At 70.6% G+C, this 12688-nt stretch carries 9 protein-coding genes; 3 read left to right on the forward strand and 6 right to left on the reverse strand.

Translation table 11 applies throughout. The features are described 5' to 3' along the window. Window positions 1-20: 20 nt before the first annotated feature. From ACIQWR_RS29290 to ACIQWR_RS29310, 5 genes are all read right to left on the reverse strand, one after another. Window positions 21-1001, reverse strand: a complete 981-nt coding sequence (locus ACIQWR_RS29290) for a zinc metalloprotease (protein ID WP_404015625.1) — start codon at window positions 999-1001, stop codon at window positions 21-23. A gap of 220 nt (window positions 1002-1221) precedes the next feature. Further along, window positions 1222-2883 carry an alkaline phosphatase D family protein gene (locus tag ACIQWR_RS29295; RefSeq protein ID WP_404015530.1) on the reverse strand — a complete coding sequence of 554 codons (1662 nt, stop codon included), beginning with the start codon at window positions 2881-2883 and terminating at the stop codon, window positions 1222-1224. Window positions 2884-3010: 127 nt separating this feature from the next. After that, on the reverse strand, window positions 3011-3805 hold the full coding sequence (locus ACIQWR_RS29300; RefSeq protein WP_404015532.1) for a DsbA family protein: 795 nt from the start codon (window positions 3803-3805) through the stop codon (window positions 3011-3013). A 45-nt stretch (window positions 3806-3850) separates the two neighbouring features. After that, complete coding sequence (locus ACIQWR_RS29305; RefSeq protein ID WP_404015535.1) at window positions 3851-4540, reverse strand: hypothetical protein; 690 nt, start codon at window positions 4538-4540, stop codon at window positions 3851-3853. A 66-nt stretch (window positions 4541-4606) separates the two neighbouring features. Continuing rightward, window positions 4607-5932 (reverse strand): DUF2252 domain-containing protein, encoded by a 1326-nt coding sequence (locus ACIQWR_RS29310; protein ID WP_404015538.1) that lies wholly within the window; start codon window positions 5930-5932, stop codon window positions 4607-4609. Window positions 5933-6166: 234 nt separating this feature from the next. Between ACIQWR_RS29310 and dnaE the strand changes: the two genes are divergently transcribed. After that, window positions 6167-9709 carry a DNA polymerase III subunit alpha gene (dnaE, locus tag ACIQWR_RS29315; protein WP_404015541.1) on the forward strand — a complete coding sequence of 1181 codons (3543 nt, stop codon included), beginning with the start codon at window positions 6167-6169 and terminating at the stop codon, window positions 9707-9709. A gap of 109 nt (window positions 9710-9818) precedes the next feature. Here the strand turns inward: dnaE and ACIQWR_RS29320 are convergent, their stop codons facing one another. Next, window positions 9819-9992 (reverse strand): hypothetical protein, encoded by a 174-nt coding sequence (locus ACIQWR_RS29320; protein ID WP_399259356.1) that lies wholly within the window; start codon window positions 9990-9992, stop codon window positions 9819-9821. Window positions 9993-10233: 241 nt separating this feature from the next. On the opposite strand from ACIQWR_RS29320, the gene ACIQWR_RS29325 reads away from it, so the two are divergent. Further along, window positions 10234-11550, forward strand: coding sequence for an NYN domain-containing protein (locus ACIQWR_RS29325; protein WP_404015543.1), 1317 nt, complete (start codon window positions 10234-10236; stop codon window positions 11548-11550). Window positions 11551-11629: 79 nt separating this feature from the next. Then, complete coding sequence (locus ACIQWR_RS29330) at window positions 11630-12664, forward strand: ABC transporter ATP-binding protein (protein ID WP_404015546.1); 1035 nt, start codon at window positions 11630-11632, stop codon at window positions 12662-12664. Window positions 12665-12688: the final 24 nt, after the last annotated feature.

Consider the following 12688-nt stretch of genomic DNA (forward strand, 5'->3'; position numbering starts at 1 on the left):
CCCCCCTCACCGCTGGTGGACTAGCCGCGGTAGGCGGTCCACATGCTCTTCATGCGGGTCACCTGGCCCGCGGTGAACTGGTACATGCACGCGTCGTACGTGTAGTCCATGAAGTTGTGGATCGGGTCCACACCGCTCGCGGTGCAGGTGTCGCGCCCGGTCGGGCACTCGAACGCGGCGCTGGACTCGGCCGGGGTGTCGGAGACCGAGTCACCGCTGCCGGAACAGCCGCCCTGGAAGGTGTGGTAGAGCCCGAGCCAGTGGCCGACCTCGTGGGTGGCGGTGTCGCCCTGGTTGTAGTTGGTGGCGGAGCCGCCGGGGATGGAGCTGTTGAGGATGACCACGCCGTCCATCTTGGGCTGCGAGGCGTAGGAGCTGGGGAAGGTGGCCCAGCCGAGCAGCCCGCCGCCGAGGTTGGCGGTGTAGAGGTTCAGCGCGTTCTTGCCGCCCTTGCGCAGGGCGTTCTTCATGTTCTTCTCGGCCGAGGTGCCGTCCGAGACGGTGTACCAGGTGGCGTTGTTCGTGGTGTCGGTGCCGGCCAGCGAGAACTGGAAGCCGGAGTTGACGTTGCCGCTGCCCTGGCCCGCGTAGGCGGCGTTCAGGACGTCGATCTGACCCTTGATCTGGGCGGCCGTCAGCTGACCGGCGCTCCCGTTGGTGATCACGTGCACGTAGACCGGGATGGTCGTCGTCGCCGCGGCGGCGGAGGACGAGGCGCGCAGGCCGTCGAGCTGCTGGGCCTTGGCGGTGGCGGCGGCCAGGCCGAGCTTCGACTTCAGGTCGGCGTCCATGGCCTTGACCTGGGAGTCCGACACCTCGTTGGGGTCGGCCGCGTGCTGCGCCTGGGGGCGCGCGACACGGGCGTTGGCCGCGGCGCCGGATCCGGCGCCCTGTTCGGCGCAGACCTCGGCGGGGGTCTTGGCGGCGGAGGCGGCGGCGACCGAGGTGGGGGCGGTCAGCGGCGCGAAGGCCAGGGTTCCGGCGAGGACGGCCGTGCCCATGAGGCGGCGGCGGAGAAGGGGGGATATGCGGGCAGCAGCGCGCACGTTGGCTCCTCGTAGCGTGGTGGGGGCGGAGGTATTTCCTCACGCTGGCGCGAAGCTTATGTGTCCATGTCATCGTCAAGTCAATGCTTGAAAGTAAAAGATTTGTTGCTTCAGGGGAGTGGGGGCCTCCGGAAAGTGGCCGAAAACCCCCACCCGCAATAAATTTGACCGTGCGTCAGCGAACCGGTCGGTCGGCCCGCTCCACCTTCTGGGTACCGCTCAAGGTCCGGTACGAGCGGTCCCACGCCGAGGTCGCGTTCGGCTTGGTCTTGTCCGAGATGACGTAGTAGTCCATCTGCGAACGCTCGGCCGTCACGTCCAGGACCCCGTACCCGTGAGCGTCCATGTCCAGCCACTTCACGTGTCGGTTGGCGGCCTTGATGGCCGTTTCCGCCACCAGCGAGGCCGTGTCGGCCGGCACGTGCAACAGGTCGTCGATGTTGTCCGAGGTCACCGAGGTGACCACGAACTCGACCGCGGCCGACTTCGAGAACGGGTACGTCGCCGCCGTCAGCGGCACGTCGTTGGCCCACGCCATGTGGATGTCACCGGTCAGGAACACCGTGTTCTTGATGTTCTGGCCGCTCAAGTGGCCCAGCAGCTCCGCCCGGTCGTCCGTGTAGCCGTCCCACTGGTCGACGTTGATCGGGATCCCGCCCGTGGGCAGCCCCAGCAGCTTGGTCAGCGGCTCCAGCAGGTGCGCCGGGAGCGCGCCGAAGGCCACCGGCGAGATCATCACCGAGGTGCCGACCAGCTTCCAGGCCGCCTGCGAGGAGGTCAGCCCCGACTTGAGCCAGTCCAGTTGGGTCCGGCCGGTGATGGTGCGTTCCGGGTCGTCGACCTTGCCGCTGCCGATGGTGGCCTGCTGGGAGCGGAAGCTGCGCAGGTCCAGCAGGAGCAGGTCGACGAGGTTGCCGAAGCGCAGCTGCCGGTAGACGGTGCCGGCGGTGGAGGGGCGGACCGGCATCCACTCGAAGTAGGCCTGCTTCGCGGCGGCGGCGCGGTCCGCCCAGTCGCCCTCGGCGCCCGGGGTGTGGTTCTCGGCCCCGCCCGACCAGGCATCGTTGGCGAACTCGTGGTCGTCCCAGATCGCGACCATCGGGTGGACCGCGTGCAGGTGCTGCAGGTCCGCGTCCGTCTTGTACTTGCCGTGCCGGGTGCGGTAGTCGGCGAGGGTGAGGATCTCGTGTGCGGGCGCGTGCTGGCGCACCACGTACTTGGGCTCCGGATAACCGCCCGTCTTGTACTCGTAGATGTAGTCGCCGAGGTGCAGCACCGCGTCCAGGTCCGTGCGGGCGGCGAGGTGGCGGTAGACGGAGAAGTACCCGGCCTCCCAGTTCGCGCAGGAGACCACGCCGAAGCGGACTCCCGGCACCTGGGCCCCGACCACCGGTGCGGTGCGGGTGCGACCGGCCGGGGAGACGGTGGTCCCGGCGGTGAACCGGTACCAGTACGCCGTCTGCGGCCGCAGCCCCCGGACATCGGCCTTGACGGTGTGGTCGGCGGCCGCCGACGTGGTCAGCGAGCCGCTCGCGGTGATCCGGGTGAAGCCCTGGTCCTCGGACACCTCCCACTCCACGCGGGTGGCGGGGCCGAGGCCCGAGCCCGGTACGGCCTCGGCGGTGGGGGTGACGCGGGTCCACAGGAGGACGCCGTCGGGCAGCGGGTCGCCCGAGGCGACCCCGTGCAGGAAGGCGGGTGCGGTCTCGGCTGCGTAGGCGGCGCTTCCCAGGGCGGCCGTCGCGGCGAACGGGGCGAGCGCGGCGACACCGGCGGCGGCCTTGACGACCGTACGGCGACGCGGCTCGGTGGCGGGAGAAGGGAGAAGACTGGTCACGGGCGGTCAGATTACTGGCCAGTAGGGCCGGAAGACAGCCTTGGGCAAGCAAAGGGCGGACGAACTCTGGGAGTCCGCCCGCCCTTTGCTCGCCCGGCCCGCGAACGGGCCCGGATCCGCCGTCGTATCAGCCCTTCAGGGCCGCGTCGATCGCCGTGTTGTACGCCTCGACCGTCTGCGGGGTCTCGATCTTCTTGCCGTCCATCTTCAGCGTCGGGGTGCCCGTCACGCCGGACTTGTCGAAGGCCTTCGACATCTCCAGCGCCCACCGGTCGTAGGTGCCGTCCTCGACCGCCTTCTTGAAGGCCGCGTTGGCCTTCAGGGCCGGGACCTGGTCCGCGATCTTCAGCAGGGCCGCGTCCTTGGCGAAGGCGTCGTCGCGCTCGTCCGGGTGGTTGGTCGTCGAGTACAGCGCCGCCTTGTACTCCAAGAACGCCTCGGGGCTGACGTCCAGCGCCGCGCCCAGGGCGCTGAGCGCGTTCTTCGAGCCCACGCCGGCGGACATGTTGTCGATGAAGGTCGCGCCGAAGTACTGGAGCTTGTACTTGCCCGCGTCGACGTCCTTCTTCACCTGGGCGCCGGAGGCCTGCTCGAACTGGGCGCAGGCCGGGCAGCGCGAGTCCTCGTACAGCTCCAGGGTCTTCTTCGCCTCGGCCTTGCCGATGACCACGGTCGTGCCGTTCTCGCCGGTCGTGTTCTTCGGCTTGACCAGCGTGGCCGTGGCCGCGGCCTCCCAGGCGGTGGGCTTGGTGTTCTGGATGACCGCGTAGCCGATGCCGCCCGCCAGGGCGAGGGCCGCGACGACCGCGCCCGCGACGATCACCTGACGGCGGACCTTGTCCTTCTTCGCCTGGCGCTCGCGCTCGGCGCGCAGCTTCTCGCGCGCGGCTGCCTTGTTGGCCTGGCTGTTGCGGGAACTCATGGGGTACTCCGTGGGGTGATGCGGTTCGGATGGGGACTGCGTGCGTCAGGCGCCGAAGAGCGGCGTCGGACGCGGCGGACCCCTGCGTCCCACGGAGTGCGCGGGGAACCGGGTACGGGCCCCCACGCCGGGGAGCACCGCCCGCAGCGCGGGTCCCACCCGGGCCGCGACCGTACCGACCGAAGCCACCGCCAGCAGCAGCGGCCGGAAGGCGCGCACCGCGATCACCCGCAGCAGCTGCCCCAGCGCCCGCTCCCCGCGGCTCAGCCACAGCGCGGCCAGCAGCCCCACCGAGACGTGCGCCCCGAGCAGCAGCCAGGGCGTCCACCAGCCGGGGGAGTCGAGCAGCAGCGCCGGCCCGGCGGCGGGCCCGGTGACCTCGGCCAGCGGCCCGCCCACCGGAGTGCCCCCGCAGAGCTCGGCCAGGCCCAGCGCGCGCAGCGGCCCGTCGACCGGGCCGCCCGCGGGGCCGTAGCAGAAGTGCTGCGCGGCGGTGAAGACCGTGTCGGCGGCCAGCTCCAGCGGAACCAGCAGCCCGGCGATGCCGCCGAAGCCGCGCTCGCGCCCGGCCAGGGCGAAGGACAGCCCGAAGACGGCCGCGAAGGCCCCGGCCAGCAGGGCGGGCGGCAGCGGCTCCCGGGACATCAGGACGTGCGAGCCGGCCGAGAGCAGCACGACGAGCGCGCTGAACAGCGCCGCCCGCAGCCCTCGGAGCCCTGCCTCTGATATGTCCATTGCGGCCGAGTGTGCCATGGGTCCCTGTGAACGAGGGACGTTGGGCCCACTGATATAAGGCGACTTTTAGGCTGTAATCCGCCCATTGCGGAAGAGGTCCACGAAGATCTGGTGGTCGGCGCGCGCCCGGGCCCCGTAGACGTGCGCGAAATCGACCAGCAGCTCGGCGAAGCCCTCCTCGTCGGCCGCGATCGCCGCGTCGATGGCCCGCTCGGTGGAGAAGGGCACCAGCGACTGCCCGCTCTCGGCCGCGTCCGCCGCCGCGTGCATGGTCGCCGTCGCCCGCCCCAGGTCCGCGACCACCGCCGCGATCTCCTGCGGGTCGTCGATGTCCGACCAGTCCAGGTCCACCGCGTACGGGGAGACCTCCGCGACCAGCTGCCCGGCCCCGTCCAGCTCGGTCCAGCCCAGCCACGGATCGGCGTGCGCCTGGAGCGCCCGCTGGGAGATCACCGTGCGGTGGCCCTCGTGCAGGAAGTAGTCCCGCACCGCCCGGTCGGTCACGTGCCGGGACACGGCCGGGGTCTGCGCCTGCTTGAGGTAGATCACGACGTCGTTCTCCAGGGCGTCGCTGTGCCCCTCCAGCAGGATGTTGTAGGAGGGCAGGCCCGCCGAGCCGATGCCCACGCCGCGCCGGCCGACCACGTCCTTGACCCGGTAGGAGTCCGGGCGGACCAGGGACTCCTCGGGCAGGGTCTCCAGGTACCCGTCGAAGGCGGCCAGCACCTTGTACCGGGTCGCCGCGTCCAGCTCGATCGCCCCGTCGCCCTCGGTGAAGCGGCGCTCGAAGTCGCGGATCTCGGTCATCGAGTCCAGCAGCGAGAACCGGGTGCGGGCGCGGGCGGCGCGCAGCGCCCCCAGCAGCGGGCCGTCGGCCGAGTCCAGGGTGAAGGAGGGCACCTCGTCGTTCTTGGCGCCGGTGGCCAGCGCGTGGATCCGCTCCCGGTAGGCGCCGGCGTAGGTCCGCACCAGGTCGCCGATCTGCTCGTCGCTGAGCGCCTTGGTGTAGCCGATCAGGGCGACGGAGGCCGCGAAGCGCTTGAGGTCCCAGGTGAAGGGGCCGACGTACGCCTCGTCGAAGTCGTTGACGTTGAAGATCAGCCGGCCGTTGGAGTCCATGTAGGTGCCGAAGTTCTCGGCGTGCAGATCGCCGTGGATCCAGACCCGGCCGGTCTGGTCGTCCAGGTACGGGCCGCCGTGCCGCTCCCGCTCCAGGTCGGCGTAGAACAGGCAGGCCGTGCCCCGGTAGAAGGCGAAGGCGGAGGCCGCCATCTTGCGGAACTTGACCTGGAAGGCGGCGGGGTCGGCCGCGAGCAGCTCACCGAACGCGGTGTCGAACACGTCCAGTATCTGTTCGGCGCGCTGCTCGTTCGTCGTCTCGGTGACCGCCATGGCGGGTTCCTCCTGGTGGCGCTGGCTCGGTCGCTTTCCGGCCCGGGGGCCGGATGTGGCTCTTGGTCCTGCAACGGATGACCGTACCCGTCGGTGCCCCGCGACCCGCACCCGGCCGCCGGCGCCGCCGACCGCCCCCGCGCGCGCCGGCCGCCCGGGACGACCCGCGATCTTCGACCCACCCGACGTAGACTTCGAGGCTGCCCCCTCACTTCCCCCCGGAGGTCTGCCGTCGTGACCAAAACGCCGTTCACGCACCTGCACGTCCACACCCAGTACTCGCTGCTGGACGGTGCCGCGCGGCTCAAGGACATGTTCAACGCGTGCAATGAAATGGGCATGTCGCACATCGCGATGTCCGACCACGGCAACCTGCACGGGGCCTATGACTTCTTCCACACCGCGAAGAAGTCCGGGATCACGCCGATCATCGGGATCGAGGCCTACGTGGCCCCCGAGTCCCGGCGCAACAAGCGCAGGATCCAGTGGGGCCAGCCGCACCAGAAGCGCGACGACGTCTCCGGTTCCGGCGGTTACACCCACAAGACGATCTGGGCGGCGAACGCCACCGGCCTGAACAACCTCTTCCGGCTGTCCTCCGACGCCTACGCCGAGGGCTGGCTCACCAAGTGGCCCCGCATGGACAAGGAGACCATCAGCCAGTGGTCCGAGGGGCTCATCGCCTCCACCGGCTGCCCCTCCGGCGAGCTCCAGACCCGGCTGCGCCTCGGCCAGTTCGACGAGGCCCTCAAGGCCGCCTCCGAATACCAGGACATCTTCGGCAAGGACCGCTACTTCCTGGAGCTGATGGACCACGGCATCGAGATCGAGCGCCGGGTCCGCGACGGGCTGCTGGAGGTCGGCAAGAAGCTCGGCATCCCGCCGCTGGTGACGAACGACTCCCACTACACGTACGCGAGCGAGTCCGTCGCCCACGACGCCCTGCTCTGCATCCAGACCGGCAAGAACCTCTCGGACCCGGACCGCTTCCGCTTCGACGGCACCGGCTACTACCTGAAGTCCACGGACGAGATGTACGCCATCGACTCCTCGGACGCCTGGCAGCAGGGCTGTGCCAACACGAAGCTGGTCGCCGACCAGATCGAGACCGAGGGCATGTTCCAGTTCCGGAACCTGATGCCGAAGTTCGACATCCCGGCCGGCTACACCGAGGTCACCTGGTTCCGCGAGGAGACCATGCGGGGCATGGACCGCCGCTACCCGGGCGGGATCCCGGAGGACCGGCTCAAGCAGGCCGAGTACGAGATGGACACGATCATCTCGATGGGCTTCCCGGGCTACTTCCTCGTGGTCGCCGACTTCATCATGTGGGCCAAGAACCAGGGCATCGCGGTCGGCCCGGGCCGAGGCTCCGCGGCCGGTTCGATCGTCGCCTACGCCATGGGCATCACCGACCTCGACCCGATCACCCACGGCCTGATCTTCGAGCGGTTCCTGAACCCCGAGCGCGTCTCCATGCCCGATGTCGACATCGACTTCGACGAGCGCCGGCGCGTCGAGGTGATCCGGTACGTGACCGAGAAGTACGGCGCCGACAAGGTCGCCATGATCGGCACCTACGGCACCATCAAGGCCAAGAACGCGATCAAGGACTCCGCGCGCGTCCTGGGCTACCCCTACGCCATGGGCGACCGGCTCACCAAGGCCATGCCCGCCGACGTCCTCGGCAAGGGCATCCCGCTCTCCGGCATCCTCGACCCCAAGCACCCGCGCTACGGCGAGGCGGGCGAGATCCGCGGGATGTACGAGAACGAGCCCGACGTGAAGAAGGTCATCGACACCGCCATGGGCGTCGAGGGCCTGGTCCGCCAGATGGGCGTGCACGCGGCCGGCGTGATCATGTCCAGCGAGACGATCACCGACCACGTGCCCGTCTGGGTGCGGCACACCGACGGCGTCACCATCACCCAGTGGGACTACCCGAGCTGCGAGTCGCTCGGCCTGCTGAAGATGGACTTCCTGGGCCTGCGCAACCTCACGATCATGGACGACGCCGTCAAGATGGTGAAGGCCAACAAGGGGATCGACATCGATCTCCTGGGCCTGCCGCTCGACGACCCCAAGACCTTCGAACTGCTCGGCCGCGGTGACACCCTCGGCGTCTTCCAGTTCGACGGCGGCCCCATGCGCTCGCTGCTGCGCCTGATGAAGCCCGACAACTTCGAGGACATCTCCGCCGTCTCGGCCCTGTACCGGCCGGGCCCGATGGGCATGAACTCGCACACGAACTACGCGCTGCGCAAGAACAAGCAGCAGGAGATCACCCCGATCCACCCGGAGCTGGAGGAGCCTCTCGAAGAGGTCCTCGCGGTCACCTACGGCCTGATCGTCTACCAGGAGCAGGTGCAGAAGGCCGCCCAGATCATCGCCGGGTACTCGCTCGGCGAGGCCGACATCCTGCGCCGCGTGATGGGCAAGAAGAAGCCCGAGGAGCTGGCGAAGAACTTCGTCATCTTCGAGGAGGGGGCCAAGAAGAAGGGCTTCAGCGACGCGGCGATCAAGGCGCTCTGGGACGTCCTGGTGCCCTTCGCCGGCTACGCCTTCAACAAGGCCCACTCGGCCGCGTACGGCCTGGTCTCCTACTGGACCGCCTACCTCAAGGCGAACTTCCCCGCCGAGTACATGGCGGGCCTGCTCACCTCGGTCAAGGACGACAAGGACAAGTCCGCGATCTACCTGAACGAGTGCCGGCGCATGGGCATCAAGGTGCTCCCGCCGAACGTGAACGAGTCCGAGCCGAACTTCGCCGCCCAGGGCGACGACGTGATCCTCTTCGGGCTCACCGCCGTCCGCAACGTCGGCACCAACGTCGTCGACTCGATCATCAAGACGAGGAAGGCCAAGGGGAAGTACTCGACCTTCCCGGACTTCCTCGACAAGGTCGAGGCCGTGGTCTGCAACAAGCGGACCGTGGAATCCCTGATCAAGGCCGGGGCCTTCGACGAGATGGGCCACACCCGCAAGGGCCTGGTCGCCCACCACGAACCGATGATCGACAACGTGGTGGCGGTCAAGCGCAAGGAGGCCGAGGGACAGTTCGACCTGTTCGGCGGCATGGGGGACGAGGGCGCCAGCGACGAGCCCGGCTTCGGCCTCGACGTCGAGTTCTCCGACATCGAGTGGGAGAAGTCCTACCTGCTCGCCCAGGAGCGCGAGATGCTCGGCCTCTACGTCTCCGACCACCCGCTCTTCGGCCTGGAGCACGTCCTGTCCGACAAGACGGACGCGGGCATCTCCCAGCTCACCGGCGGCGAGCACGGCGACGGCGCCGTCGTCACCATCGGCGGCATCATCTCCGGCCTCCAGCGCAAGATGACCAAGCAGGGCAACGCCTGGGCGATCGCCACCGTCGAGGACCTCGCCGGTTCCATCGAGTGCATGTTCTTCCCGGCGACCTACCAGCTCGTCTCCACCCAGCTGGTCGAGGACACCGTCGTCTTCGTCAAGGGCCGCCTCGACAAGCGCGAGGACGTCCCCCGCCTGGTCGCCATGGAGATGATGGTCCCCGACCTCTCCTCCGCGGGCACCAACGCACCGGTCGTCCTGACCATCCCCACCGTCAAGGTGACCCCTCCGATGGTCACCCGTCTCGGCGAGATCCTGCGCCACCACCAGGGCAACAGCGAGGTCCGGATCAAGCTCCAGGGCCCGCGCACCACCACCGTGCTGCGCCTCGACAAGCACCGGGTCAAGCCCGACCCGGCGCTCTTCGGCGACCTGAAGGTCCTGCTCGGTCCGTCCTGCCTGGCCGGATAACGTACGTCGCGGTGCGCCGTCGTCCGCCTTCGTGCGTCGCCGTACGTGAAGAAGGGCGCGCCCGGGAAAACTCCCGGACGCGCCCTTTCACATGCCGCACACGGAGGCGTCAGTTGTGGCCGAAGCGCTTCTCCCGGCCCTTGCGGGCCATGTCGGCGGGACTCGCCTGCGAGATCCGCTGCTCGGCCTGATCCTGCGGCGACGAGGACTTGGCCTGATCGCCGCCGCGCTCCGGCGTCGTGGACTTCGTCTGCTCGCGGTTCTGCTTCTTGTTCTTGGCCATGGTGGAACCTCCGTGAGGGTCTAGGGGCCAGGACCGCCTTCACCCTCACATACGCTCCGAACCACCGCATTTTGGATCATTACTGCGCGTAGTCGACCCCGCTTTCCGGCACGCCGTGAGATCCGCCACGCCGATGATCGAGTTCCGGCCGTCAACGCCCTTGCGTTCGGGCAGACTCGGGGAAAACCCAGACCGTCCCCCCGCTCGGCCGGGCGGGACCCGCAGGGAAGAGGGTGGAAGCGTGGACCGCTGCGTCGTCCTGGTGGACGCCGGCTATCTGCTGGGCGCTGCCGCGAGCCTTCTCGCAGGGGAGCCCTCGCGCTCCCGCATCACCGTCGACCACGCCGCCCTCATCCAGGGCCTGCGCGAGCGGGCCGAGGCCGACACGGAACAGCCCCTGCTGCGCATCTACTGGTTCGACGGCGCGCCCGACCGGGTGCCCCAGCCCGAGCACCGGCGGCTGCGCGTCATGCCCCGCGTCACCGTCCGCCTCGGCGCCCTGACCCGCAGCGACGGCCGCTGGGCGCAGAAGGGCGTCGACGCGGCCATGCACGCCGAGCTGACCGAGCTCGCCCGCAACCGCGCCTGCTCGGACGTCGTCCTGGTGACCGGCGACGGCGACCTGCTGCCCGGGCTGATGTCCGCCAAGGAACACGGCGTCGCCGTCCACCTGTGGGCCGTCCAGGCGGCCGACGGGGACTACAACCAGTCCGAGGACCTCGTGGCCGAGGCCGACGAACGCCGGGTCCTCGACCGCGCCTGGATCACCCGGGCCGTACGGGCCCGGGACCTCGCCGGACTGTGCGCCCCGCCGCCCGCCCCGCGCCCCGAGATCGCCGCGATCCTCTCCGCCCCGCTCCCGGAGGCGGCCCTCGCCGAAGCCACCCGCAACGGCTCCGTCCCCGGCGTCCGGTCCCGGGGCGACGAGGGGGAGGCCCCGCGCGAGGACCCGGCCGAAGGCACCCAGCCGGTGGCGCCCGGCCGCGCCGTGCCCACGCCCAAGGACCTCGCCGTCCTGCGGGCACCGGGCCAGAGCGCCGTCCCCGCCCACGGCCCGGGCGGCCAGCAGGCCTCGCCCGGAGCCCAGGCACCGAGCGCCCTGCGTTGGTCCTCCGACAAGGGCTGGATCGACCGCGCGGGTCCGCTCGGCGAACCGGCCGAGACCGCCTCGCTGCCCACCCTCGCCCAGCTCACCAGCGCCGAGCAGCGCTGGGCCGACCGCGAGGAGGACATCACCACCGTCGGCGGCGACCCCTTCGAGGTCGGCCAGGTCTTCGCCCGCCGCTGGATGGAACGCCTCCCCGAGACCGTCCACCTGCACAAGCTCTCGACCATGTACCCGCGCATCCCGCACCGCATCGACGGCGAGCTGCTGCGCTACGCCGCCCGCTTCGGGCTGCTCGCGCACAAGGACGACCAGATCGACGAGCACGACCGCTACGCCATCCGGGCCGGTTTCTGGCGCGAGATCGACGTCCGCGCCGCCGCCGAGCAGGCCATCGCCCCCGCCCCGGCCGCCACGCCCAGCGCCGCCGCGCTCTCCCCGGGCGGCGAGTGAGCCCCGCGGCCACCGGCGCACCCCGGCCGCCGCGCCCCGGGCGCGGCGGCGGCGCGGGAACCCCGTAGGCTGCTCCCTCGTGAATACGGGCACAGCACAGGCAGGACGGACGCGTTCCGCGGCAGCAGGACCGGGGGATGTCGTCTGCGCCGTGCGTGACCTGGTCAAGACGTACGCCGCCGCCCGCGGCGGGCGCGGTACCCCGGCGCTGCCGGCCACCCGCGCGAACGACGGGATCAGCCTGGAGGTCCGCCGCGGCGAGATCTTCGGACTGCTCGGCCCCAACGGCGCCGGCAAGTCCACCCTCGTGCGCCAGCTGACCGGACTGCTGCGGCCCGACTCCGGCTCGGTCACCCTGCTCGGCCACGACCTCGTCCGCCACCCCGAGCGGGCCTCCCGGCTACTGGCCTACCTGGGCCAGGAGTCCACCGCCCTCGACGAGCTGACCGTGTCCCTGGCCGCCGAGACCACCGGACGGCTGCGCGGGCTCGGCCCGCGCGAGGCCCGGGCCGAGCGGGACGCCGTACTCGACGAACTCGGGCTGACCCCGCTGGCCGCCCGGCCGCTGAAGAAGCTCTCCGGCGGTCAGCGGCGCCTCGCCTGCTTCGCCGCCGCGCTGGTGGGGGAGCGGCCCGTGCTGGTCCTCGACGAGCCCACCACCGGCATGGACCCGGTCGCCCGGCGGGCCGTCTGGAGCGCCGTCGACCGGCGGCGCGCCGAGCGCGGCGCCACGGTCCTCCTGGTCACCCACAACGTCATCGAGGCGGAGACGGTCCTGGACCGGGTCGCCGTCATCGACGAGGGCCGGGTCATCGCCTGCGACACCCCGGCCGGACTCAAGGCCGAGGTCTCCGACGAGGTCCGGCTCGACCTGGTGTGGCGCGAGAGCGCCCCGCTGCACGTCCCCGAGGTCGCGGCGCTGCGGGAGCGGGCCGAGGAATCGGGGCGCCGCTGGACCCTGCGCCTGGGCGCCGACGAGGCGCGGGCGGCGGTGGCCGCCGTCACCGGCGGCCCCGCCTTCGCCGCGCTCGACGACTTCACCCTGGCCACGCCCAGCCTGGAAGACGTCTACCTCGCCCTGGGCGGGCGCACGAAGGGTCTGGTGAAGGCGTGACCACCACCGCGCACGTTTCCGCGA

The organism is Streptomyces sp. NPDC098789 (genome assembly GCF_044759975.1).
Classification (GTDB): Bacteria; Actinomycetota; Actinomycetes; order Streptomycetales; family Streptomycetaceae; genus Streptomyces.